The 24,643-nt window shown below is 70.6% G+C and carries 23 protein-coding genes and 1 riboswitch; of the genes, 6 read left to right on the top strand and 17 right to left on the bottom strand.

Annotated elements, in window-relative coordinates; genetic code table 11:
* Positions 1–28 precede the first annotated feature (28 nt).
* A complete protein-coding gene (locus tag ADK55_RS31790; RefSeq protein WP_078999661.1) occupies positions 29–1,360 on the bottom strand; it encodes an aminotransferase class I/II-fold pyridoxal phosphate-dependent enzyme in 1,332 nt (443 codons plus the stop codon).
* A 37-nt stretch (positions 1,361–1,397) separates the two neighbouring features.
* Here ADK55_RS31790 and ADK55_RS31785 point away from each other — a divergent pair, with 37 nt between their 5' ends.
* A complete protein-coding gene (locus ADK55_RS31785) occupies positions 1,398–2,114 on the top strand; it encodes a pyridoxamine 5'-phosphate oxidase family protein (protein WP_053683784.1) in 717 nt (238 codons plus the stop codon).
* Here the strand turns inward: ADK55_RS31785 and ADK55_RS31780 are convergent.
* Positions 2,096–3,052 (bottom strand): DMT family transporter, encoded by a 957-nt coding sequence (locus tag ADK55_RS31780; protein WP_053683782.1) that lies wholly within the window; start codon positions 3,050–3,052, stop codon positions 2,096–2,098. The genes ADK55_RS31785 and ADK55_RS31780 overlap by 19 nt on opposite strands.
* A gap of 163 nt (positions 3,053–3,215) precedes the next feature.
* Complete coding sequence (locus ADK55_RS31775) at positions 3,216–4,172, bottom strand: EamA family transporter (RefSeq protein WP_053683790.1); 957 nt, start codon at positions 4,170–4,172, stop codon at positions 3,216–3,218.
* A 171-nt stretch (positions 4,173–4,343) separates the two neighbouring features.
* Here ADK55_RS31775 and ADK55_RS31770 point away from each other — a divergent pair, with 171 nt between their 5' ends.
* Complete coding sequence (locus ADK55_RS31770) at positions 4,344–4,772, top strand: SRPBCC family protein (protein WP_053683780.1); 429 nt, start codon at positions 4,344–4,346, stop codon at positions 4,770–4,772.
* Positions 4,773–4,936: 164 nt separating this feature from the next.
* Here the strand turns inward: ADK55_RS31770 and ADK55_RS37115 are convergent, their stop codons facing one another.
* Positions 4,937–5,557, bottom strand: coding sequence for a PadR family transcriptional regulator (locus ADK55_RS37115; protein ID WP_078999660.1), 621 nt, complete (start codon positions 5,555–5,557; stop codon positions 4,937–4,939).
* 185 nt (positions 5,558–5,742) lie between these two features.
* On the opposite strand from ADK55_RS37115, the gene ADK55_RS31755 reads away from it, so the two are divergent.
* Entirely contained in the window at positions 5,743–6,561 is an 819-nt protein-coding gene (locus ADK55_RS31755; protein WP_053683773.1) for a PhzF family phenazine biosynthesis protein, read from the top strand.
* Positions 6,562–6,579: 18 nt separating this feature from the next.
* On the opposite strand, the gene ADK55_RS31750 is transcribed toward ADK55_RS31755, so the two are convergent.
* Together ADK55_RS31750 and ADK55_RS31745 are read right to left on the bottom strand one after the other, a co-directional pair.
* Positions 6,580–7,377 (bottom strand): CPBP family intramembrane glutamic endopeptidase, encoded by a 798-nt coding sequence (locus ADK55_RS31750; RefSeq protein ID WP_234350336.1) that lies wholly within the window; start codon positions 7,375–7,377, stop codon positions 6,580–6,582.
* A gap of 102 nt (positions 7,378–7,479) precedes the next feature.
* Complete coding sequence (locus ADK55_RS31745; protein WP_053683771.1) at positions 7,480–9,015, bottom strand: glutamate-cysteine ligase family protein; 1,536 nt, start codon at positions 9,013–9,015, stop codon at positions 7,480–7,482.
* Between the two features lie 495 nt (positions 9,016–9,510).
* Here ADK55_RS31745 and ADK55_RS31740 point away from each other — a divergent pair, with 495 nt between their 5' ends.
* Complete coding sequence (locus ADK55_RS31740) at positions 9,511–10,131, top strand: hypothetical protein (protein ID WP_053683769.1); 621 nt, start codon at positions 9,511–9,513, stop codon at positions 10,129–10,131.
* Positions 10,132–10,415: 284 nt separating this feature from the next.
* Positions 10,416–10,604 carry a DUF5999 family protein gene (locus ADK55_RS31735; RefSeq protein WP_053683766.1) on the top strand — a complete coding sequence of 63 codons (189 nt, stop codon included), beginning with the start codon at positions 10,416–10,418 and terminating at the stop codon, positions 10,602–10,604.
* Positions 10,605–10,711: 107 nt separating this feature from the next.
* Here the strand turns inward: ADK55_RS31735 and gcvP are convergent, their stop codons facing one another.
* Positions 10,712–13,597, bottom strand: coding sequence for an aminomethyl-transferring glycine dehydrogenase (gene gcvP / locus ADK55_RS31730; RefSeq protein ID WP_053683764.1), 2,886 nt, complete (start codon positions 13,595–13,597; stop codon positions 10,712–10,714).
* Positions 13,598–13,794: 197 nt separating this feature from the next.
* Positions 13,795–13,893, bottom strand: a riboswitch (glycine riboswitch).
* A gap of 113 nt (positions 13,894–14,006) precedes the next feature.
* On the opposite strand from gcvP, the gene ADK55_RS31725 reads away from it, so the two are divergent.
* On the top strand, positions 14,007–14,399 hold the full coding sequence (locus tag ADK55_RS31725; protein WP_053683762.1) for a PRC-barrel domain-containing protein: 393 nt from the start codon (positions 14,007–14,009) through the stop codon (positions 14,397–14,399).
* Here the strand turns inward: ADK55_RS31725 and ADK55_RS31720 are convergent.
* The 10 genes from ADK55_RS31720 to ADK55_RS31675 form a co-directional block, all read right to left on the bottom strand.
* Positions 14,396–15,910, bottom strand: a complete 1,515-nt coding sequence (locus ADK55_RS31720; protein WP_078999656.1) for a DNA polymerase IV — start codon at positions 15,908–15,910, stop codon at positions 14,396–14,398. The genes ADK55_RS31725 and ADK55_RS31720 overlap by 4 nt on opposite strands.
* 55 nt (positions 15,911–15,965) lie before the next feature.
* Entirely contained in the window at positions 15,966–16,610 is a 645-nt protein-coding gene (locus ADK55_RS31715) for a MerR family transcriptional regulator (protein WP_053683758.1), read from the bottom strand.
* Positions 16,611–16,793: 183 nt separating this feature from the next.
* Entirely contained in the window at positions 16,794–17,267 is a 474-nt protein-coding gene (locus tag ADK55_RS31710) for a bifunctional nuclease family protein (protein WP_007262890.1), read from the bottom strand.
* Positions 17,268–17,319: 52 nt separating this feature from the next.
* Positions 17,320–18,081, bottom strand: coding sequence for a MerR family transcriptional regulator (locus tag ADK55_RS31705; protein WP_053683757.1), 762 nt, complete (start codon positions 18,079–18,081; stop codon positions 17,320–17,322).
* Positions 18,082–18,100: 19 nt separating this feature from the next.
* The gene (locus tag ADK55_RS37110; protein WP_199826680.1) at positions 18,101–19,045 is read right to left on the bottom strand and encodes an FHA domain-containing protein; all 945 of its coding nucleotides are present in this window, start codon (positions 19,043–19,045) and stop codon (positions 18,101–18,103) included.
* Positions 19,046–19,127: 82 nt separating this feature from the next.
* Positions 19,128–19,937 carry a DUF881 domain-containing protein gene (locus ADK55_RS31695; RefSeq protein ID WP_078999663.1) on the bottom strand — a complete coding sequence of 270 codons (810 nt, stop codon included), beginning with the start codon at positions 19,935–19,937 and terminating at the stop codon, positions 19,128–19,130.
* A gap of 5 nt (positions 19,938–19,942) precedes the next feature.
* Entirely contained in the window at positions 19,943–20,275 is a 333-nt protein-coding gene (locus tag ADK55_RS31690; protein ID WP_003970459.1) for a small basic family protein, read from the bottom strand.
* Complete coding sequence (locus ADK55_RS31685) at positions 20,272–21,183, bottom strand: DUF881 domain-containing protein (RefSeq protein ID WP_107089366.1); 912 nt, start codon at positions 21,181–21,183, stop codon at positions 20,272–20,274. Before ADK55_RS31685 ends, ADK55_RS31690 begins: the two co-directional genes overlap by 4 nt.
* Positions 21,184–21,286: 103 nt before the next feature.
* On the bottom strand, positions 21,287–23,785 hold the full coding sequence (locus ADK55_RS31680) for a mannose-1-phosphate guanyltransferase (RefSeq protein WP_053683749.1): 2,499 nt from the start codon (positions 23,783–23,785) through the stop codon (positions 21,287–21,289).
* Positions 23,786–23,885: 100 nt separating this feature from the next.
* A complete protein-coding gene (locus ADK55_RS31675) occupies positions 23,886–24,476 on the bottom strand; it encodes a CDP-alcohol phosphatidyltransferase family protein (RefSeq protein ID WP_053683747.1) in 591 nt (196 codons plus the stop codon).
* Positions 24,477–24,643: the final 167 nt, after the last annotated feature.

Genomic DNA, 24,643 nt, shown 5'->3' with positions numbered 1-24,643 from the left:
CCCCACCCCCCGGCGGAGCACCCCCGCCTCAGTCGAACCGTCCTCCCACCGCCGGCCGCACCGCGAGGGCCACCGCGTCCGCGAGCCCCGCCACCTCCTCCACCCCGAGACCGGACACGGTGATCCGTACCCCGGGTCCGCTCTCCACCCGGAACCGCGCCCCCGGCGCCACCGCCCAGCCCGCCCCCAGCAACCGCGCCACCGTGCCCGTCTCGTCGGCGACCGGTACCCACACGTTCATCCCGCTGCGCCCGTACGCCCGCACCCCGCGCCGCTCCAGGGCCGCGACGAGCCCGTCCCGCCGTTCCCCGTACGACCGCGCCACGGCGACCGCGTCCACCGCACCCGTGGTCCACAGTTCGACCACCGCGTACTGGAGCAGCCGGCTCACCCAACCCGGCCCCAGTCGCTGCCTTCCGCGCACCCGGTCCATCGTGACCGTGTCTCCCGTCAGCACCGCGAGTCGCAGGTCCGGCCCGTAGGCCTTGGCGGTGGACCGGACCAGCGCCCAGTGTCGGGTGACCCCGCCCAGGCATTGCAACGGCAGGTCCACGATCCCGTGTCCGTGGTCGTCGTCGAGGACCAGCACCTCCGGGTGGAGTGCCAGCAACTCCCGCAGTTCCCCGGCCCGGTGCGCGCTCACCGCCGCGCCCGTCGGGTTCTGCGCCCTGGCCGTGACCACCAGCGCTCGCGCCCCGTCCGCCAGGGCCCGCGCCACCGCCTCCGGCCGCGGCCCCTCGTCGTCCACGGCGACCGGCAGCACCCGCAGCCCCAGCGCGGGCGCCAGGTCCAGCACGCTCCCCCAGCCCGGGTCCTCCACGGCCACGGCGTCGCCGGGGCGCAGGTGGGCGGCCAGTACGCGTTCGATGCCGTCGAGGGCCCCCGAGGTGAGCCCGACGGGCCCGGCCGGCACCCCGTCGGCGTCGAGGCCGGCGCGGGCGAGGGCCGCCAACTCCGGGGCGACCGGGTCGGTCCCGTACAGGGTGGGTGTCCGCGCGTACCGTCGGGCGGCGGCGGCCAGGGCTCCCTCCAGCGAGGGCAGCAGCGAGACGTCCGGGTTGCCCGAGGCGACGTCGCGCACGCCGGGCGGGATGTCCATCCGCAGCGCGTCGCGGGGCGCGCTCGCCGGCCGCGACCTGATGCGGCTGCCGCGCCGGCCGTCCGTCTCGATGACCCCGCGTTCGCGCAGGGTCCGGTAGGCGGCGGCCACGGTGTTCGGGTTCACCCCGAGGACTCCGGCGAGTTCCCGCATCGGCGGCAGCAGCGTTCCCGGGGGGAGCGCGCCCGATCCGATGCCCGTTTCGACGCTGGCCGCGATGTCCGATGCGCGACGCCCTACGATCCGATAGTCTCCTAGCACAAACGACATTATGCACTAGTGCAACGGAGTTCGCACCATGACCGCCACGCCCGCCACCGAGCCGACCACGCCGACCGCCGCGCGGCCGACCGCGCGGACGACCTCCGCGTACGAGCCCACCGACCGCACCGTCCCGACCCGTTCCCGGGACCGGGCGCGCTACGACCACGAGACCGTGCACGCGATACTCGACCAGGCCTACGTCTGCCACCTCGGCTTCGTGCGCGGCGGCGCGCCGGTGGTCCTGCCGACGCTGTTCGGCCGGATCGGCGACGCCCTCTACCTCCACGGCTCGACCGGGTCCCGTCCCCTGCTCGCGGCGGGCAAGGCCGATCCGGGTCTGCCGGTCTGCGTGACCGTGACGCACGTCGACGGTCTGGTGCTGGCCCGGTCGGCCTTCCACCACTCCCTGAACTACCGCTCGGTGGTCATCCACGGCACCGCCTACCAGGTCACCGACGAGCAGGAGTGCCGGACGGCGCTCGACGCCCTCGTCGACCAGGTCGTGCCCGGCCGGTCCGCCGACTGCCGGCCCCCCACGGCCAAGGAGCTCGCGGCCACCGCCGTGATCCGGCTGGACCTGACCGAGGTGTCCGCCAAGCTGCGCACGGGCGGGCCGAGCGACGACGCCGAGGACCTGGGCCTGCCCTTCTGGTCGGGCGTGGTCCCGGTCGCCCCGGCGTACGGGACGCCGGTCCCGGCCGCCGACCTGTCCCCCGGCGTCGCCGTCCCGGACTACCTCGCCACGCTCTGAGGCACCGGGGCGGGCCTGACCACCGGCCCGCCCGCAGGCCTGCGCGCCTCGGCGACGATCAGCGCCCCGACGGCCGTCAGCAGCAGTACGGTGCCCAGGATCACGGCCCCGGTCAGCCGTTCTCCGAGCAGCAGGACGGCGATCACCGCCGCGCTCACCGGCTCGATCAGCATGATCACCGACACCGTGGCGGCCCGTACCGCGGCGGCCCCGTGGAAGTAGAGCGCGTACGCCAGGGCCGTCGGCACGGTGGCCACGTACACGAGCAGCCAGAGCACCCGCCCGAGTTCGGCCGTGTGCGGAAGCAGGCCCTCCACCGCGGCGAGCGGCAGCAGGCACACCGTGCCCACCGCCACCGACCAGGCGGTGGTGACCAGCGGGTCCCCGCCGGCCCCGCGCTGCCCGAGCCGGCGGGCCCGCAGGGTCATGGCGGCGTAGCCGGCGGCCGACAACAGCGCCCAGCCGACGCCGATCGGCCGCACTTCGCCGCCACCGCTGCCCAGTACCAGCACCGCCAGCCCGGCCAGCGCCCCGCCGACGGCGACGATCCCGCCGCGTCCGAGCCGTTCGCCCATCCAGTACCGGGCACCGACGCTGATCAGGACGGGCCCCGCCCCCAGGGTGACCACGGTCCCGACGGCCAGACCGGTCTCCCGCACCGCGGCGAAGTACGCGGCCTGGAACAGGGTGAACATCAGTCCGGTGGCGATCAGCGAGCCGGCCGAGGGCCGCGGCAGGGCGGCAGCGGGGCGACGGACCGCGAGAACGGCGAGCAGGACCGCCAACCCGCCCGCGCACCGCCAGAACGACAGGGCGAGCGGTCCGAGGTCACTGGCGAGGAACAGCAGCGAGGCGGCCGCCCCGGCGGTTCCCCAGGCGGCTCCGGCGACGACGAGGGAGAGAAGACTGCGCCCGGCTGCGGGCGATTGGTTCGACACGTGTGACTCCGCGCGTGCGTGAAGGATGAGGGAAAGGGGTCATCGCTTCGCGGGCAGCGCGAATCCGCCCGGGATCTCCCCGGGGCGGGGTACTCGTTCGCTCGAAGGCCGCCCGCGCTAGGCGGCGGGAGGCGGAAGCACGGTCGAAGGCATGCTCGGAACCCTAAGCCTTGGCCGTCTCGCGGTCCAACACGGCCGGGTCGGCCGCCCCCGGCGGGGTGGGTCGCGCGGACTGCGCGATGAAGGCCCCGCCCAGAACCAGCGCCCCGCCCGCGATCTGCCAGGAGGAGAGGTGCTCGCCCAGCAACACCCAGGCCAGCACGGTCGCGATGACCGCTTCCAGGCAGGCCACCACGCCCGCCACCTGCGGCGACAGCCGGCGCACCGAGACGACCCCGGTCAGGTACGCGAACACGGTCGCGATCAGCACGACCCAGCCGAGCAGCACCACCGCCGGCACCATCGTGTCGCCGAGCGCCGCGTCGGAGCCCAGCACCGCCCAGTCCATCCGCCAGGGCCGGGCGATCACGGTCATGACCAGAGCGCCGACGATCATGCCGAACGCGATCACGCCCAGCGGGTCGGGGACGTCGTCCCCGTCGGTCCCCTGGTCGGCGAACACGAAGTAGAACGCCTGGCAGCAGGCGGCGGCGAGACCCAGCAGCACCCCGAGCGGGTCCAGGCTCAGCCCGGCCCAGATCTCCACGACGCACGCCAGCCCGACGACGGCCACCGCCGCCCCGGCGGCGGCCGCCCGGGTCACCGGCTTGCGCTGCACGAAGCGGATCCAGCCCAGCAGCAGGGCGGGCCCCAGGTACTCCAGCAGGAGTGCCACGCCGACGGGGATCCGGGACAGGGAGGCGAAGTAGAAGGCCTGCACACCGGCGACGGCGATCAGTCCGAAGCCGGCCAGCAGGAACGGTTTGCGGCGCACCAGGTCGCGATGGCGCCAGGCCAGGGGGGACAGCACGAGCGCCGCACCCGCCACCCGCAACCACACCACGTGCAACGGGTCCAGACCCGCCTCGATCAGCGGCTTCGCCGCGACGCCGGAACCACCGAACGCACACGCCGAGACGAGGGCGAGGCCCAGTCCGGCGTTCTTCCCTGACGCTTGCATGGCCACATGATGGCAGGAGGCGTCAGGACCGTCATCGTCATGACACCTGTTGAGACGCACTCGACACCCGACCCGGCCCGACGCATCGGATCTGACAGGTCGTCAGTATTGAATGTTCCGCCCGCCGGGGCTACCTTCCGCCGCACGTACCCGACGAGAAGGGGTGGTCGCATGGCCGAAGTCACCGCGGAATCACGCATCGAGGCGCCCGCCGCGAAGCTCTGGGCGCAGCTGACGGACTGGGACGCGTACGGCCGGTGGAGCATGACCCACACCAACTTCCCGAAGGGCGGCCCGGAGGCCCTGGCGGTCGGATCGACCTTCGCGGAGAACATGAAGATGATGGGCTTCCCGGCCGAGGTCGTCTGGACCGTCTCGGAGCTGGAGGACGAACGCCTCTTCGCCATCACCGGCAAGGGCCCGATGGGCGTGGCCGTCCTCACCCGGTACACCCTGATCCCGGACGGCGGGGCCACCACCGTCAAGATCGACGGCGAGTTCACCGGAGCCGCCGTGTCACTGATGGCCGGCAAGCTCAAGGACTCGGCCACGGCCGCGCTCAACGAGTCACTGCGCAAGCTCGCGGGCCTGGTCGCCTGACCCGCACCGCCACCGCACGCCGGTACGCGCGAGGGCGCGCCCCGCGGGAGGATTCCCGCGGGGCGCGCCCTCGCATGGTGTCGGCCGACCCAGTGCCGGCCGGCTCAGTGCTCGTCGACTCAGTACTCATCGACTCAGCGCTCGTCGGCCCAGCGCTCGTCGGCTCAGTGCTCGTCGGCCAGGATCAGGTAGAGCTTCTTGCGTGCGTCGTTGATGACCCCGAGGGCCTTCTCGCGCTGCTCGGGCGTGCCGGTCTTGAAGACCTGCCCGAAGGCTTCCATCAGGCCGACTCCGGCCGTCCGGACCTCGTGCATCGCCTCGAAGTCGAAGCCGCGCCCGGCGTCCGCCCACGGGGCGTCCGGACCCGACTCGGCCTCGGTGCGGCCGGCGTCGGTGAGCGTGAACAGCTTCTTGCCGCCCTCGCTCTCGTTCGTGATGAGGCCCTCGTCCTCCAGCAGTTGCAGGGTCGGGTAGACCGAGCCGGGGCTGGGCTTCCAGGCCCCTCCGCTGCGCTCCCCGATCTCCTGGATCATCTCGTAGCCGTGCATCGGCCGGTCCGCGAGCAGCGCCAGGATGGAGGCGCGTACGTCACCTCGGCGGGCCCGACCGCGCGGTCCGCCGCGTCCGCCGCGCCCTCCGAAGGGTCCGCCGCCGAAGGGCGGTCCGAACGGGCCGAAGGCGGCGCGACGCCCGCCGAACTCCTCCCGACGGTCCGGCCCGCAGTGGCCGTGACCCCGTCCGTGCTCGTGGCCGTGGTCGTGTCCGTGCTGTCCGTGTGAACGCATGACCGCGCTCCTTTCGTCATCGAGTGTTCTCGCCGTCCGACCCGATGTCCGACGGCTTCGATGTCTCCACTATCACTGATCGCTCGCGATACGTCAACGATATATCGGAAACTCTTCGGCGGCAGAGCCAGGCACCCCGGATTGGCCTTTGGCGGCGTTCCCCGACCCGCCCTACGGTCGGGGTCATGCGCATCCGAATCGTCGACGCCTTCACGGACCGCCCCTTCCACGGGAACCCCGCCGGGGTCCTGCTGCTGGACGGCGCGTCCCCTCCGGACTCCTGGCTCCAGCAGGTCGCCGCCGAGGTCAACCTCTCCGAGACCGCCTTCGCCCGGCCGCTGCCGGCGGGCGGGGAGGCCGACTGGGAGCTGCGCTGGTTCACCCCGGCCGCCGAGGTGGACATGTGCGGCCACGCCACCCTCGCGACCGCCCACGTCCTCGCGACGACCGGCCGGGCGAGCGGTCTGATCCGCTTCGCCGCCCGCTGCGGGATCCTCACGGCGCGGACCGCCGAGGACGGCACGATCACCATGGACTTCCCGACCTCCTCGCTGACGGAGGTCGAGCCGGTGCCCGAGGTGGAGCGCGCGCTGGGCGCCGCGATCGTCTCGGTGCACGACACCTCCGCCCACGTCGGCGACCTGGTGGTGGAGCTCGCGGACGAGCGGACGGTGCGGGAGCTCACCCCCGACATCGCCGCCCTGCGCGGCTACGCCCGCCGCGGGGTGATCGTCACCGCGGCCGCCGAGGACCCCTCACGCGGCCACGACTTCGTCTCACGCGGCTTCTTCCCGGCGTTCGGCATCGACGAGGACCCCGTCACGGGCAGCGCCCACACCGCGCTCGCCCCGTTCTGGGCGCGTCGCCTGGGCCGCACCACGCTGACGGGCCTCCAGGGCGGATCCCGTACGGGTCTGGTCCGCGTCACCCTCGCCGGTGAGCGCACCCTGCTGACCGGTCACGCCGTCACGGTCCTGGACGGGGAGCTCCTCACCCGCCCCTGAGGACCGCCCGAGGACTCCTCAGGGGGTCGGCAGCCAGCCCACCTTGCCCGCGAGCAGGGCGTAGCCGCCGAAGGCCACGATGTCGAGCAGCGCGTGCGCGACGACGAGCGGTCCGACCCGCCCCCAACGGCGGTAGGCCAGCACGAACACCATGCCCATCACCATGTTGCCGATGAAGCCGCCGATGCCCTGGTAGAGGTGGTAGGAGCCGCGCAGTGCCGAGCTGGCCAGCAGTGACGCCGTCGGGGACCAGCCCAGTTGGTCGAGCCGGCGCAGCAGGTAGGCCAGCACGATGGCCTCCTCGACCACGGAGTTCTGCAGCGCGGAGAGGATCAGTACGGGGAACTTCCACCACACGTCCGGCAGCGCTTCCGGCACCACCGTCAGGTTGAATCCGGTGGCGCGGGCCGCCAGGTAGAAGGCGAGCCCGGCGCTGCCGATGCCGGCGGCGACCAGCGCGCCGCGACTCAGGTCGAACAGCGGCCTGGTCCGGTCGAAGCCCAGTGTCCGCAGCCCCGGCGCGCCTTCGCGGGTCAGCAGGTGCGCGACGAGCAGTACGGGAACGAGCGCGCTCGCGATCCCGAACAGTTGCCAGGACAGGTCCAGCCAGGGCCGCCCGGGCGCGTACGACCCGTTCAGCGTGGCCGCCTGGTCCTTGAGCCCACCCGGCTTGGTGAGCGAACCGATGAAGCTGATCAGGGCCGAGACCCCGCTCGCCCCCAGCGACAGCGCGAGGACGAGCAGCGTCTCGGTCCGCAGGTACCCGCGGCTCTCTTCCCGCAGGTCCTTGACCACCGGCTCCGGCTCCACCCGCACGCCCGACTCCCGTCCCGCCGCGATCGGTGTCGCGACGTGCCGTCACGACACCCCCATACTGCCTCCTCGGCGGGGGGACGGGATCATCGGACCCGGTCGGGGTCAGCGTCGGGCCGCCGCTGCGGCGTCCACCTCCTGCCCGGCGAGCCCGACCGGCCAGGTGTGCACGGGCTCGCCCCGGTGCGACAGCTCGCTGTAGCGCCGGGTGGTGGCCGCCAGCGCGTCGTCGCGTCCCAGGCCGGCCGCGACGGCCCGGTGGAAGGTGTCCACCTGCCAGGTCGCACCGTTCACCCGGAGCCGACACCGCTGTTCGATGATCCCCAGGTAGTGGTCCCGGTCCGCCGGCGCGATCCCCCAGGCGTCCAGCCCGGCCGCCGCCATCGGAAGCAGCTCGTCGAGCACCAACCGCACCGCCGGCACGCTCGCCAGACCTCCGCCCCTGCCCCGACGCGGCCAGCGCAGCCGCGCGTCGATCCCGTACCGGCAGGCCGCGTCGAAGTTGGCCTCGGCCTCCGCGAACGGCAGCCTCGTCCAGACCGGCCGCTGCTCGTCCGCGAGCGTGCGCACCAGCCCGTAGTAGAAGGCGGCGTTGGCGACCACGTCGGCCACGGTGGGCCCGGCCGGCAGCACCCGGTTCTCCACCCGCAGGTGCGGCACGCCGTCGGCGACCCCGTACACGGGCCGGTTCCAGCGGTAGACCGTGCCGTTGTGCAGCACCAGCTCCTGCAGGCTCGGCACCCCTCCCTCGGCGAGCACCCGCAGCGGCTCCTCCTCGTCGCAGATCGGCAGCAGGGACGGGAAGAAGCGGACGTTCTCCGCGAAGAGTTCGTACGCCGAGTCCACCCACCGCTCCCCGAACCAGGTCCGCGGCCGCACACCCTGCGACTGGAGTTCGGGCGGCCGCGTGTCGGTGGCCTGGGTGAAGAGCGGCGGCCGCGACTCCCGCCACAGCTCGTGCCCGAACAGGAACGGCGAGTTGGCGCCGACCGCCGTCTGTACGGCGGACACCGCCTGGGCTGCGTTCCACACGTCCGAGAACCGGGCCGGGGTCACCTGGAGGTGCAGTTGCACGGAGGTGCAGGCGGCCTCGGGCACGATCGATCCGGAGGTCCAGGTCAGCCGCTCGACACCGTCGATGTCGAGGATGAAGTCCTCGCCGCGCATCATCAGGATCTGCTCGTTGAGCAGCGAGTACCGGTCCACGGCGGAGAGGTTGGCCAGAGCCAGGTCGGAGCGGGTGATCGTCGGCAGGATGCCGATCATCACCACTCCGGCGTCGATCGCGGCGGCCTGCCGGTGGGCATAGTGCAACCCCGCGCCGAGTTCTTCGGCGAGCTGGTCGAATACCCGCCCGCCGAGGCGGTGCGGGAGTACGTTCACCTCCAGGTTGAACATTCCGAGTTCGGTCTGGAAATCGGGACTCGCTATACGTTCCAGAACCTCGGCATTCACCATTCTCGGCAACCCGTCGGCACCCGCGAGATTCAGTTCGATCTCCAGTCCCATCATGTTCTTGGGCCGATCGAACCTCTTCTCCGCCAGAAGGCGCTCCAGCCCCTCCAGGCACTCGTGGAGCTTCCTTCGATACCGATGCCGATCGGACAGGTCGAATCCGCCTGCCACGACCTTCTCCCCCATCGAAGCGTCCCTCCTCGAATGGGCCTGGCCCGGTGCACCCAGGCGCGCGTTACGGTCGATGATGCCCCGGCGGAGTGATCGATAACGCGGCGGGGGCGCGCATGGCGGACAGCGCGCGCCGGTTTGGCCCGAAGGGCGCTTCGGCACATTCGCCTGGCAAGCTCGAAAGCGCAAATTCCGCCTCGACTTTGCCTATTCCACATAACCGACGCTTTCCAGCCGAGCCCCCGTCCGGTAACCTCCGAGGTCAGCGCGACATGTCCGCGCGCAACCGGCATGAATGCCATGCCAGAGGGACCGGTAAGCGCCTTGTCGGCAATGGCCGGGACAGCTAGCCGAAACACTGCGTGAACACATGTCGTATAAACTCCGCAAACGAGGCAGAGAGTTGGCGCGCGGCCATTGCCCCTCAGCCCCCCTCTGGCCCCAGAATGCGACAGCGCCGTCCGCACCTTCCCCCGCACCCCAGGTCTCCCAAGTGAGAGGCGACCCACCATGCCGCTGCATGTCCCTCCGGCTCCCGCGCCCGCCCTGCGCTGCGTCCTCGCGGCACTCCGCTCCCCCACCGCCGTGCACGAGGCGCACACCCCGGCCCTGCGCAAGATCCAGGGCCCCCTGACCGCGGAACTCCCCCTGCCGGTCCACGTACTCGACCGGTTGCAGGCCTCGCCGCTCACGACCGGCGGCCGGCCGCCCCGCACGCGGTTGACCGGCTGGCGGTTCATGATCCGCAGCGGGGACCGTTTCGTCGCCGCGGCCGACACCCGGCTCACGGCGGACGGCTGGGCCTTCTCCCACTTCTTCGAGGGCCCCTACGTGGCGGCGACCGAACGCGCCCTGCGTCAGGCCGAGTCGCTCGGCAAGAACCACCAGCCGAGACTCCTGTCCGTACCGGAGCTGTACATGCTGACCCTCTGGCTGCACGGGGCGGTCAACGCCGACGCCTCGGCGGGCCTGCCGGACGCCGCCGACCTGCTGATCCCCTTGGCCCCGGCGCCCCCCGGGATCGCGCCCTTCCGACCGCACACCGTGTCCGAGCTGCTGCCCGTACTGACCCGTCGACTCACTCCGCCCGCCCCTCCGGCACCGCCCGCGGTGGCCGCACCGGCGGCCTGACCGGCGCTCCTCGACCGGCATGGCCCAAGTTGCCCATTCGGCCTAGCCCGCTCGGACCACTGGTGAACCACCCGAAATGACAGGGGAGTTGGCCTGAACCGCCCGCACGAGTGATGCGTCCTCAATGTATGAGGACAGCTGCCGGGAAATACCTACGAAGCAGCCGTCGTGGGGGAACACTGAGGACATGCTCCCCGCAGGCGCGGGGATGACCCAGGGGGACGGCCATGAATCACGCATCGAGCCGTAGCACACAGACCACATCGCAGCGAAAGAACGCATCCATGTGCCAGCACCAGCCAGCCTGCCCGACGTCAGACTCCGCCGACAGGGAGGCCGCGCTGCCCGTGGCCAACCACCCGGAACAGGGCTGGAGCCTGCTGTGCAACGGCGTCCTGCTCTTCGAGGACACCGGGGAGCTGTTGCCGGACGGCCAGATCATCGCCCCGCACCGGCCGCTCGCGGTCGCCTAGGGGCCGGCCCGCACGGGACGACACGGAACACGGGGAAGGGGCCGGTCCCGGAGCATCGCTCCGGGACCGGCCCCTTACGTGTCACCTCACACGGCCACGATCACGACTCAGTTGTCGTACTCGTCGAGCGGCGGGCAGGAGCACACCAGGTTCCGGTCGCCGAAGGCGCCGTCGATCCGGCGCACCGGCGGCCAGTACTTCTCGGCGGCCGTGACCCCGCCCGGGAAGACGGCCTCGTCGCGGGTGTACGGGTGGTTCCACTCGCCGCCCAGCGCCGCGGCCGTGTGCGGGGAGTTGGCCAGCGGGTTGTCGTCGAGCGGCCATTCGCCGCCCGCGACCCGCTCGATCTCGGCACGGATGGCGATCATCGCGTCACAGAAGCGGTCGATCTCGGCGAGGTCCTCGGACTCCGTCGGCTCGATCATCAGCGTGCCGGCGACCGGGAAGGACATCGTCGGCGCGTGGAAGCCGTAGTCGATCAGACGCTTGGCGATGTCGTCGACGCTGACGCCCGTGGCCTTCGAGAGCGGACGCAGGTCGATGATGCACTCGTGGGCGACCAGGTTGCCGGGACCGGTGTAGAGCACCGGGTAGTGCGGCTCCAGGCGCTTGGCGATGTAGTTGGCGCCGAGCACGGCCACCTGGGTGGCGCGCTTGAGGCCCTCGCCGCCCATCAGGCGCACGTACGACCAGGAGATCGGCAGGATGCCGGCCGATCCCCACGGGGCGGCCGAGATCGGGCCGACGCCCGTCTCCGGACCGGCGGTCGGCTGGAGCGGGTGGTTGGGGAGGTACGGGGCCAGGTGCGCCCGGACACCGACCGGGCCGACGCCCGGACCGCCGCCACCGTGCGGGATGCAGAAGGTCTTGTGCAGGTTCAGGTGCGAGACGTCGCCGCCGAAGTGCCCCGGCTTGGCCAGGCCGACGAGGGCGTTGAGGTTCGCGCCGTCCACGTAGACCTGGCCGCCGGCGTCGTGCACCTGGGCGCAGATGTCCGCTACGTGCTCCTCGAACACACCGTGCGTGGACGGGTAGGTGATCATCAGCACGGCGAGTTCGTCGCGGTACTGCTCGATCTTGGCGCGCAGGTCGTCCGCGTCCACCTCGCCGTCGTCGGCGGTCTTGACGACGACGACCTTCATGCCGGCCATCACGGCGCTGGCGGCGTTCGTGCCGTGCGCGGAGGACGGGATGAGACAGATGGTGCGCTGCTCGTCGCCGTTCGCCCGGTGGTACGCGCGGACGGCCAGCAGACCGGCGAGCTCACCCTGGGAACCGGCGTTCGGCTGGATCGACACCTTGTCGTAGCCGGTGACCTCGCAGAGACGTTCCTCCAGCTCGTTGATGAGCGTGAGGTACCCCTCGGCCTGCTCGATCGGGGCGAAGGGGTGCAGCTGCCCGAACTCGGGCCAGGTGACCGGCTCCATCTCGGTGGTCGCGTTGAGCTTCATCGTGCAGGAGCCCAGCGGGATCATGCCGCGGTCCAGCGCGTAGTCCTTGTCCGAAAGCCTGCGCAGGTAGCGCAGCATGGCGGTCTCGGAACGGTGCTGATGGAAGACCGGGTGGGCCAGGTACTCGTCCGAGCGCAGCAGGCCCTCGGGCAGGCTCTCGGGGGTGATCTCGTCCAGCGCCTCGATGTCGGCGGTGACGCCGAAGGCGGCCCAGACGGCCTCGATGTCGGCGCGCAGCGTGGTCTCGTCACAGGAGATCGACACCAGGTCGGCGTCCACGCGGTACAGGTTGACCCCGCCCGCACGGGCGGCGGCGACGACCTCGCCGGCTCGGCCCGGCACCCGGACGGTGAGGGTGTCGAAGTACGAGCCGTGCACGACCTTGACCCCGCCGGCCGCCAGCCCCGCGGCGAGCACGCCCGCGTAGCGGTGGGTCCGGCGGGCGATCGTCCGCAGCCCGTCCGGGCCGTGGTAGACGGCGTACATGCCGGCCATAACGGCGAGCAGCACCTGCGCGGTGCAGATGTTGCTGGTGGCCTTCTCGCGGCGGATGTGCTGTTCACGCGTCTGGAGCGCGAGGCGGTACGCCTTGTTGCCGTCCGCGTCCACGGAGACGCCGACGAGGCGGCCGGGGAGCGAGCGGGCGTGCTTGGCCTGGACGGCCATGTAGCCGGCGTGCGGTCCGCCGAAGCCCATCGGGACGCCGAAGCGCTGGGTGGTGCCGACGGCGATGTCCGCGCCCAGCTCGCCCGGGGAGGTGAGCAGGGTCAGCGCGAGGAGGTCGGCGGAGACGGTGACGATGGCACCGAGCTCGTGCGCCTGGTCGATGACCGGCTTGATGTCCCGTACGGCGCCGGAGGCACCCGGGTACTGGAGCAGCACGCCGAAGACGCCACGCTCGGCGATCTCGGCGGGGATGCCCTCGGACAGGTCGGCGACGACGACCTCGACGCCCGTCGGCTCGGCACGGGTCTCGATCACGGCGATCGTCTGCGGCAGCGCGTCGGCGTCGATCAGGAAGACGCCGTTCTTGACCTTGCCGACGCGGCGGGCCAGCGACATGGCCTCGGCGGCGGCGGTGCCCTCGTCGAGCAGTGAGGCACCGGAGGTCGGCAGGCCGGTCAGGTCCGCGACGACGGTCTGGAAGTTCAGCAGCGCTTCCAGGCGGCCCTGCGAGATCTCGGGCTGGTACGGCGTGTAGGCCGTGTACCAGGCCGGGTTCTCCATGACGTTGCGCAGGATCACCGGCGGCGTGAAAGTCCCGTAGTAGCCGAGACCGATCATGGACGAAAGAACCTGGTTGCGGTCGGCGAGTTCGCGGAGCTCCGCGAGCACCTCGGCCTCGGTCCGCGCCTCGGGCAGGTTCAGCGCCTCTGCGCTGCGGATCACATCGGGCACCGCTGCGGCGGTCAGTTCGTCCAGTGAGCCGTAGCCCACGTGGGCGAGCATCTTCGCCTGCGCCTCGGCATCCGGGCCGATGTGGCGCTGCTCGAAGGGGATGCCTCGCTCCAGCTGGGAGAGCGGAATGCGGTTGGCGGTCATGACGGAGGCCTCCTGGTCGTATGACCTGCGAGGGGCACCACGGCGCGGGCACCCGAACGGCCTCCCCCTCTGTCATCTCAACCTGAGAGCTTCACCGGGCCTCCTGGGGTTCGCCCACGAGATCCGGCTTTCACCGTCGGTGAGGAGAGGAACCGGCACAGATCATCCGGTACCCGCCCCTGCTTTCCAGAGTGGCCTCACCACGTGCGGTACGTATGCCTGAGAGATTCCGGGGAGGATTTGCTCCTTCGGCGCCTCCGTCACGTTCACTCGGAGGACTCTCCCGCACAGGGTCGACAGCCGTGACCCAGCCTACCAGCGAGGTTCCGAACCCTCCCTCGAGTGGCCCCCTCCCCGAATATGCACTTCTGTAGTGAATACGGAGGAGTTGCGACCATGTGGAGGGACCGTGCAGACCGACATCGATCCGCGCAGCCTGATCGGCCGCAAGGCATTCGACCGCAACGGGGCCAAGATCGGCACCGTGGACGAGGTCTACCTCGATGACGCCACGGGCGTACCGGAATGGGCCGCGGTCCGGACGGGCCTGTTCAGCCGCGACGCGTTCGTCCCCCTGGAGCCCAGCGAGGTGGTCGGGGAAACCCTGCGGGTCCCCTTCGAACGATCCCTGATCAGGGACGCGCCCGACTTCGGCGTCGGCCGCCACCTCTCTCCCGAACAGGAGCTGCAGCTCTACCACCACTACGGACTGGACGTGACCCTGCCGACGGAGTTCCACCCCCCGCCACCCCCGCCGAAGAACACCCCCCGCGACTTCGGCCGGCTCGCGGGCGAGGGCTAGGCGGCGCCGGCGCCGCGCGGCCGCTCACCTCCCCCTCCGTCTTCCCCCACCAGCGGCAACGGATCTGACGGCTCCAGCTCCGGATCATCCACCTTGAAGGTGCGCACACGCCCGGGCGCCGATCCCGGCCGCTCGAACCGTACGGTCACCCGCCCGACCCCGCTGCCCTGCACCCACCCCGGCCCGTACACCGCGTGCCGCACGTCGCTCCCGGCCGGCCAGAACCGCCCGAGGGCGATCACGGCCTCCCCCGGCGTCCCGACGGCCCCGTCGCCCTCCGCGCCCCGTACGGCCCCTTCGGCCTCCGCCGGCTCGGCCGGAGCCCCGTCCGGGGTCCCGGCGCCGTCCGCCGCGTCCCCGCCCGACGACTCCGGGCCCTCCGCCACCGGATCCCCGGCGGGCCCGACCGCCTCCGCGCCCCCCTCCGCCTGGGCCTGGGCTTCGGCCTGGGCGAACAGGTCCTCCTGCGTGTAGTCCGCGAGCCCCGTCACCCCGACCCCCAGCAGCCGCACCCCGCCCGTGGTGTCCACACCCTCCAGCAGCCGTGCGGCCGCCTCCCGAACCACCCCCGGATCGTCGGTGGGCCCCCGCAGCGTCTCCGAGCGCGTCAGCGTCGAGAAGTCGTAGCGCCGTACCTTCAGCACGATCGTGCGCCCCGAGTGCCCCGAGGACCGCAGCCGCACCACACACCGGTCGGCGAGCCGCTGCACCTCGCCCCGGATCCGGACCCGGTCGTGCAGGTCCACGTCGAAGGTGTCCTCCACCGAGACCGACTTCGCGTCCCGTTCGGCGACCACCGGGCGGTCGTCCAATCCCAGCGCCATCCGGTACAGCCCCAGCCCGTGCGAGCGCCCCACCATCCGGATCAACTCGTCCTCGCCGGCCTCGGCCAGCTCCCCCACGGTGGTGATCCCGGCACGCCGCAGGTGTTCCCCGGTGACCGGGCCCACCCCGGGCAGGGTCCGCACGGTCATCGGCGCGAGGTGCGCGCGCTCGGTCCCCGGCTCGATCAGCAGCAGCCCTGCCGGCTTGGCCTCCTCGGAGGCCACCTTGGCCAGCATCTTGGATCCCGCGAGCCCCACGGACCCGCTGAGCCCCGTCGCGGCCATGATGTCGGCCCTCAGCCGCTCCCCGGCCGCCCGGGCGGCGGCGGAGTCGAAGGCGACCTCGCCCGCCTCCAGGTCCACGAAGGCCTCGTCCAGGCTGAGCGGCTCCACGAGGGGCGACAGGGCCCGCAGGAGCCCCATGACGCGCTCGCTGACCGACTGGTACAGGCGGAACCGGGGGGTGAGGTAGGCGCCGTTCGGGCAGAGCCGTCTGGCCTGCGCCGTCGGCATCGCCGAGTGCACACCGAAGCGCCTGGCCTCGTAGGAGGCCGTGGCGACCACCCCGCGCGGCCCGAGCCCGCCGACGATCACGGCCTTGCCGCGCAGACTCGGCTTCGACGCCTGCTCCACGGATGCGTAGAAGGCGTCCATGTCCAGATGCAGGATGGTCGGCGCGGCTCTCACAGCCCCGATGCTGCCCTACGCCTCTGACAATCCCGCGGGAGCCCGCCGGAGCGCCTCAGACCGCCCGGTTGCGGCGCGCCGCCAGCTCGTCCGCGGGGTTCTGCCCGACCAGTGTCTCGCCGGTGTCGATCCGCTCGCCGTGGAGCTGGGACAGCGCGTTCTCCACGTCCCGCCAGACCACGCCGATCGCGATGCCGAAGACGCCCTGTCCACCCTGGAGCAGGCTGACCACCTGATCGGGTGAGGTGCATTCATAGACGGTGGCACCGTCGCTCATCAGCGTCATGCGCTCCAGGTCCGAGAACCCCCGGTCGCGCAGGTGCTGCACGGCGGTGCGGATGCTCTGCAGCGCCACCCCGGTGTCCAGGAAGCGCTTGACGATCTTGAGGACCACCACGTCCCGGAAGCTGTACAGCCGCTGCGTACCCGAGCCGTACGCGGGTCGGACGCTCGGCTCCACCAGCCCGGTCCGGGCCCAGTAGTCCAGTTGCCGATAGGTGATGCCGGCGGCGGCGCACGCCGTCGGCCCCCTGTAGCCGATCTGCTCGGGCGCCTGTTCCTCGCTCACCGGCCCGACCGGCGTCGGAACCGACTCCGGCTGACGGCGCGCGGAACCTGCCGCACCGCCGTGCAGCGGGTACGGCCCGCCGTCACTCCGTGCGGGGATGCCCCCGGTCGTACCGTCGCCCGTGATCCTCACGCCGACCCTCCGTCCTTGACCTGCCTCCTCGAAGGTAGGCAGTCACCAGGGGTGCGTCAACGATCGCCACACTCGGCACGCCGAGTGATAATCACCCTGAGAGTGGTTTCCCGTGTCCCTTTACGGGGAAAGGCTACTCGAATGGGCTGAAACTTCACGGAGGGTGACACGGCGCGCGCCGCCTCACTGCGGCCCGGTGCCGAAGTCCTCGGGCGAGATCTGGTCGAGGAACTCGCGGAACTTCTCCACCTCGTCCTCCTGCTCATCGGGGATGGCGATGCCCGCGTCGTCGAGCACGCCGTCACTGCCGTAGATCGGCGTCCCCGTCCGCAGGGCCAGCGCTATGGCATCGGAGGGCCGCGCGCTCACCTCGACCCCGCTGGCGAAGACAAGCTCCGCATAGAAGACGCCCTCCCGCAGATCCGTGATCCGAACCTCGGTGAGCTCCTCACCGACCGCTTCCAGCACGTCCTTGAACAGGTCGTGCGTCAGCGGACGGGCAGGGGCCATGCCCTGTTGCGCGAAGGCAATGGCGGTCGCCTCCCCGGGTCCGATCCAGATGGGGAGGTACCGATCGCCTCCCACTTCACGCAGGAGCACGATCGGTTGGTTGGAGGGCATTTCCACCCGGACACCCACAACGTCGAGCTCGTTCACACAGCAACCCTAGGACCTGCCCGGCAGGTTTGGGTAGTCGGGCTCCCCCTGGTCAGTTGAGCCGGACCCCGAGGGCGGTCTGTACCAGGGCCTCGTGGAGCCGTACGGACAACCCGGCGAGCTCCCTCATGGTGGCCTCCGCATGGGCCCTGGTCTGCGGGTTGCGGTGTCGGCGCAGCGGGGCCACGAGCTGTTCGACCAGACCGGCCTCCCGATCCGCGGCCGCTTTCATGGCGCGCAGATGGCGGGGCTCGAGCCCGAATCGACCGAGATCCGCGATCAACCGGGCCACGGTGACCGTCTCGGCGTCGAATCCGCCGCCCGGCGCCTCGGCGATGAGACCGTACGATTCCCACTCGCCGAGCTGTACCTCGTCCACCTCGGCGGCGGAGATCAGCTCGGCGCGGCCCACCCGGGCCGCGGTGGAGCGCTCTCGGCCCACCTCGCCGTACACGGCGGCGGGGCTCGCGGGGTCGACGGAGTCCCCGTGCATGGTGGGCGACGGGATGCGGACCTGCTCGCCGCGGTCGAGCGCGTCGAGCTGTTCGCGAATGACCTTCAGCGGCATGTAGTGGTCCCGCTGGAGGCGCAGGATCCGGCTCAGCCGATCGACGTCGTCGGTGCTGAACTTGCGGTATCCGGAAGGTGTGCGCCGGGGCTCGACGAGCCCCTCCGCCTCCAGGAAGCGGATCTTCGAGATCGTGACGTCGGGAAACTCGTCACGCAGCATGGTGAGCACCGTGCCGATGCTCACCAGCCGCCCGGCCGAGGCGGCGGTGCCGTTTCCGGCACCGCCTGTCGGGGTGCGCAGCATGGGACCTTCCCTTGACGGGTCAGATGCCCCGCAGGCTCGCGTAGAAGACCAGCCGGTACTTGCCGATCTGCACCTCGTCGCCGTTGTGCAGGGCGACGGAGTCGATCGGCTCTCGGTTCACGTACGTGCCGTTCAGGCTGCCCACGTCCGAGACGGTGAAGCCACCGTCCTGGCCCCGACGGAAGTCGACATGCCGCCGGGAGACGGTGACGTCGTCCAGGAAGATGTCGCTCTGCGGGTGCCGGCCGGCCGTGGTCAGTTCGCCGTCCAAGAGGAACCGGCTGCCGGAGTTGGGGCCGCGCCGCACGATCAGCAGAGCGGAACCGGGGGGCAGCGCTTCCACCGCGGCCTGGGCCTCGGGAGAGAGCGAGGACGACACGTGCTGTTGCCCCGACACCTCGGCCTCGTAGGCCTCAAGGCCCGAGATCGAGATCGTGGACGTGGTCTCCGAAGCACGCTCCGGCGTCAGACCCGGCCGCAGCGGCGCGCCGCAGCTGGAGCAGAACCGGCTGGCCGCATCGCTGCGGTGCCCGCACCTGCTGCAGATCTGCTCGGCCGACATGGACGGCTCCTCGCGCCGCGGCTGCCCCGCGGAGGCATTGGTGGCATACGGGTCGGGGGCAAACCCTCCACCCGCACTTGAGGTTGATGGTTCACCGAAACCTATGCGTCCGGTACCGGCAGGGTCAACAGCCGACGCGCCCTGCGCGCCCGAAACATCACCCGAGCCGGCGACCTCGTCGCGGAAGAGCGGCCGGTCGCCCTGCCCTTCCCCGTCTCCGTGCCCCGCGCGATGCCTCGCGGCACCGCCTTCCTCGCGGTTCTTCTTGCCGAACAACTTCTCAAACAACTTCACGGGCGATTCCCCTTGACCGAAACAGACCCGCCCGTGGGGCAGGACGAACTCCGAATGCACACACCTGCCGATCCGGACATTCTCACAACGTCCGTAACCACCAGACAGTTTCCACCACGCACCGCGACTTCGGTGCCTCGACCCCCCGCAGGCATCCACCCGCGTGAGCCGCTCCACGTTACGCCCCGTGTCACGGTGATGACGACCGAGCGTAGTCAGGCTGCTTCGCAGCCCGCAAGGCGTCCACAACGATCTTCGCCGACCGTGTGACGGCGACCGTGGCTTGTTCCTTCTCCAACGTCTGTACAACGCCGCCGGGGATGTTCAGCGCGGGCTCAAGGTCCTGTGGCTTGCCGATCACCTTGAACTCATAGGGTTGTGTGATCTTCTTCCCATCGATGCCGACCCCACCGCCCTCGTCCGAGAAGAACGACCCGGCCACCACCCGCACACCGTTGATCTGGATCGCCTCGGCACCGGCCGCCCGCAGCTCCTGCAGCGTGTCCAGGAGCTGGTCCGGCTGCACCTGCCCCGTGGGGTCGGTGATCCGCAGCGTGATGCCCGGTCCCTGGGCAGCCACCGTACCGGCCAGAATGCCCAGTTGGCGTTCCTTCTCCACGGTCTGCTTGCGCGCCTCCTCGGCCTGATCGGAGCTGTTCTCCAACTCCTTGCGTTGGTCCTCCAACCTCTGTTTCTCGTCCTCCAGGCGCTTGGTCCGACCGTCGAGCTCGTCGAGGATCCGCACGAGGTCCTCCTGACGGGCCCCGCGCAGCGGAGCACCCGAGTCGCTGTTCGAGCGGACCTGGATGGCCAGACCCAGGCCGAGGACGAACAGCAACAGCGCGACGATCAGTTGGGCGCGGCTCACCCTTGGCGGCCACAGACCGGCCGCCAGGCGCTGCCGACCGGTCTCCTCGGGCTCGGCTGCCTGCGCCGACCCTTCCTTAAGAGGCTGCTCGGGGACGTTCGGTTCCTCCGGCGGGGTGTTCTCCGTAGTCATCGGCGTCACGCCCGGAACACGTGCCGGCGGATGGCCGCGGCGTTCGAGAAGATGCGGATGCCGAGCACGACGACCACACCGGTGGACAACTGCGCGCCGACGCCCAGCTTGTCTCCGAGGAAGACGATCAGCGCGGCGACCACGACGTTGGACAGGAACGACACCACGAAGACCTTGTCCACGAAGATGCCGTCCAGCATCGCCCGCAGACCGCCGAAGACCGCGTCCAGCGCCGCCACCACGGCGATCGGCAGATAAGGCTCCACCACGGCCGGCACTTCGGGTCGGACCAGAAGTCCGACCACCACTCCGACCACGAGGCCCAGTACCGCGATCACGATGCACCCTTCTTCGGCTCTGCTGCTGTAGCTGTAGCTGTACGTACGGTCAGGCTCGACGCGGCCTGCAGCCGGATGTCGTCCACGGGCGCCAGACCGGAGCGGATCCCGTAGCTCTCCTGCAGCACGTGCAGGTACTGACCGCCCACGGAGTCCTGGAACGCGGTCCCGAGCTTCTTCTTGTCGCCCACCGCGAGCACTTCGTACGGGGGGACCAGCGGCTTGTTGTCGACCAGTATCGCGTCACCCGCGGCCCTGATCGCCGAGAGGGCCGTGAGGCGCTGACCGTTGATCGAGATCGCCTCCCCACCGGACTGCCAGAGCCCGTTGACGATCTTCTGCATGTCCCGGTCGCGGAGCCGGCCGGTGTTCGCGAACCCGGCGCTCTCGCGCGGCCCGCCGCCGCCTCCGGAGGAGGATCCCTTGGCGTCGTCCACGGTGAGTTTGATACCCGGCCCGCGCACGTCGGTGGCGCCGGCCAGCAGCGCCACTAGTTGCCCCTGGTCCCCGCCGTGCTGCTTGAGCGCCTCGCGCTGGCTGTCCGCGACCTCGGTGCGCAACCGCTCGATGTCGCGTTCCACGCTGGTCGCGTGCTCGTCGGCCCGCTCCACCCGGTCGATGAGTTCCTGGCGCTCCTTGGCCAGCACCGGCGCCGATATCCGCGCCTCGGCCGCTCCGAGGGTGACGACCATGGCGGCGATCACCAGTCCGGCCGCGAGGCCGAGCTTGGCCTTGAGAGTGCGTGGAAGGCCCGCCGTACCGTCCGCCGCGCGCCGTGCCGAGGCTTCCGCGTAGCCCTCGTCGAGACTGTGGTCCATCACGTGCGTCAGCAGCGACATGGAAGCGTCCGGGCGCGCGGGCGGCGTGGCCGAACTCCGGTTGTTGGGCGGCTGCGACATGCCCCACATCGTCGCATGTCACCACCGTTGCCACCGAATGCGGGCGTCCGGCGGGCCGGCACGGAGGGCTTTCCCCTGCCGGCCCGCCGGACCGGTGTCTCACATGCTTCGTTCAGTGATCGCCGGCACCGTCCACGACCGCCGCCCACTCGTCCAGCAGTGCCTGTGCGGACGCGTCGTCGGGCCCCTCGGCCCAGAGGTGCGTGACGGCTTCGGCCGGGTCGGGAAGGACCAGCGCCCAACGCCCGTCGGCCTCGACCACCCGCACACCGTCGGTGGTGTCCACCTGACGGTCTCCGGCGGCCTCCACGACCCGCCGCATGACGAGCCCCTTGACCGCCCACGGCGTCGGGACGTCCCGCTTGAGCACGTGCGCCCGCGGAATGCGGGCGTCGATCTGGCTGAGGGTGAGCTGTGTGCGCGCCACCAACCCGATCAGCTGCACGAACGCCGCGGAACCGTCGAAGACGCTGCTGAACTCCGGAACGATGAATCCGCCCCGGCCGTCGCCGCCGAAGATGGTGTTCTCGGCCCGGCCCACCCGCGTCAGGTCGTCGGGCGAGGTCGTCGTCCACTCCACCTGGGTCCCGTGGTACGCCGCCACCTGCTCGGCGACCCGGGTGGTGGTGACGGGCAGCGCCACCTTGCCGCTGCGCTTCTCCGCCGCGACCAGGTCGAGGAGGACCAGCAGGGCCCGGTCGTCCTCGATGATCCGCCCGCGCTCGTCGACGAGCGAGATCCGCTCGCCCACCGGGTCGAAGCGCACGCCGAAGGCGGCCCGCGAGGACGCCACGATCTCGCCCAGCCGCACCAGCCCGGCCCGCCGGGATTCCCTGGTCTCGGTCGGTCGGGATTCGTCGAGGCCGGGGTTCACGGTGAGCGCGTCCACACCGAGCCGACCGAGCAGGCTCGGCAGGACCAGGCCCGCACTGCCGTTCGAGGCGTCCACGACGACCTTGAGTCCGGAGTCCGCGACTCCGGTGATGTCCACGCGCCTGAGCAGCGAGCCCGTGTACGCGTCGAAGACGCTGCCCGGGAACTGCAGGTCACCGATCTCGCCGGGGAACGCGCGCCGGTACTCCTGACGTGCGTACACCCGGTCCAGCTTGCGCTGTTGCTGGAGCGAGAGGTCGGCTCCGCGCTCGTCGAGGAACATGATGTCGACCGAGTCCGGCACGCCGGGCGAGGTACGGAGCACGATGCCACCGGCGCTTCCTCGCGCGGTCTGCTGTCGGGCCACGGGCAGCGGCACGTTCTCCAGGTCGCGGACGTTGATGGCGCTGGCCTGGAGCGCCGAGATCACGGCACGCTTCAGTGCTCTCGCGCCTCGGGAGTGGTCTCGGGCCGTGGTGACGATCGCGCCCTTCTTCAGGGTCGTCGCATAGGCTCCGGCGAGCCGGACCACCAGCTCGGGGGTGATCTCGACGTTCAGGATGCCGGAGACCCCGCGCGCACCGAACAGATGCGCCTGTCCTCGCGACTCCCAGATCACCGACGTGTTGACGAAGGCGCCGGCTTCGATCGTCTTGAAGGGGTAGACGCGTACGTTCCCCTGGACGATGGATTCCTCGCCGACGAGGCACTCGTCACCGATGACGGCCCCGTCCTCGATCCGGGCGGCCCGCATGATGTCGGTGTTCTTGCCGATCACGCAGCCGCGCAGATTGCTGTGGGGTCCGATGTACACGTTGTCGTGGATGACGGCTTTGTGGAGGAAGGCCCCGCTCTTGACGACCACGTTCGATCCGATGACCGTGTGTTCGCGGATCTCGACGCCGGCCTCGACCTTCGCGTAGTCGCCGATGTACAGCGGCCCGCGCAGTACCGCGTCCGGGCTCACCTCCGCGCCCTCGGCGATCCACACCCCGGGGGAGATCTCGAAGCCGTCCATGTCGACCTGGACCTTGCCCTCGAGTACGTCGGCCTGTGCCTTGACGTAGCTCTCGTGCGTGCCGACGTCCTCCCAGTAGCCCTCGGCCACGTAGCCGTAGATCGGCCGGCCTTCCTTCATGAGCTGAGGGAACACGTCGCCGGACCAGTCGACCGATACGTCCGGGTCGACGTAGTTGAAGACCTCGGGCTCCATGACGTAGATGCCGGTGTTGACGGTGTCCGAGAACACCTGTCCCCATGTCGGCTTCTCCAGGAAGCGTTCGACTTTTCCTTCCTCGTCCACGATGGTGATGCCGAATTCCAGGGGATTCGGCACGCGAGTGAGGCACACCGTGACGAGTGCGCCTTTCTCTTTGTGGAAGTTGATGAGATCGGTGAGGTCGAAGTCGGTGAGCGCGTCGCCGGAAATGACGAGGAAAGAGTCGTCCTTCAAGGCCTCCTCGGCATTTTTCACGCTGCCGGCGGTGCCGAGTGGCTTCTCCTCGTTGGCATACGTGAGTTCCATTCCGAGCTCTTCGCCGTCACCGAAGTAGTTCTTGACGAGGGACGCCAGGAACTGAACGGTAACCACGGTCTCGCTGAGCCCATGCCGCTTGAGCAGCCTGAGCACGTGCTCCATGATCGGCCGGTTGGCGACCGGCAGGAGCGGCTTGGGCATGCTTGAGGTCATCGGGCGAAGACGCGTACCTTCGCCACCGGCCATCACGACGGCCTTCATGTCGGAAGAGTCCTCCTTGAGAGATGACGGTCAGCCGACCTCACCCGTCTCGGACGGTGACTTCGCAACTCCTCCGCGTCAGTACCGGCGTCGAGCAAGTTCAATCGGCCGTGGCATCCGCCTTGACCAGACGGCGGACCTGCACCACGTAAAGGATTCCTGCCCACCAATAGAGGGTTGTACCCCATCCGGCGAACGCCCATCCGAAAACTGACGCCATCCAGGCCAACCAGCCGGTTCCGTCACTCAGCAGGAGCAAGGGGAACGCGTACATCAGGTTGAAGGTCGCGGCCTTGCCCAGGAAGTTGACCTGGGGCGGCGGATAGCCGTGTCGTCTCAGGATCCACACCATGACCAGCAACATCAGCTCTCGCGCGAGCAGGGCCGCGGTGAGCCAGATGGGCAGAATCTCGCGCCAGGTCAGGCCGAACAGCGTCGTGAGGATGTACAGACGGTCCGCTGCCGGGTCGAGCAGCCGGCCCAGATTGCTGATCTGATTCCAGCGACGCGCGAGTTTCCCGTCCAGGTAGTCGGTGATCCCGCTGAGCATGAGAACGGCCAGGGCCCAGCCGTCGTGCCCCGCCAGGATCAACCAGAGGAACAACGGCACGCCGGCAAGGCGCGCCATGCTCAGGATGTTGGGAATGGTGAAAATTCGGTCGGTCTGAACCCGAGTCTCCTGGACCTCCACCCGGGGGCCTCCACTGTGACTGTAGAAATATTGAAGACGATTGCCCCCTGACCCTACAGGAGACCTCGACCTGGCCCGGAACGCAGAAAAGCCCCGCACCCTGAAGGGTGCGGGGCTTTCCCACAATGATTGTTCGGCGGCGTCCTACTCTCCCACAGGGTCCCCCC

Source organism: Streptomyces sp. WM4235 (genome assembly GCF_001279725.1).
In the GTDB taxonomy this organism is placed as follows: Bacteria; Actinomycetota; Actinomycetes; order Streptomycetales; family Streptomycetaceae; genus Streptomyces.
Note: the sequence above shows the minus strand (reverse complement) of the source record. Positions and strands in the feature narration are given on the sequence as shown.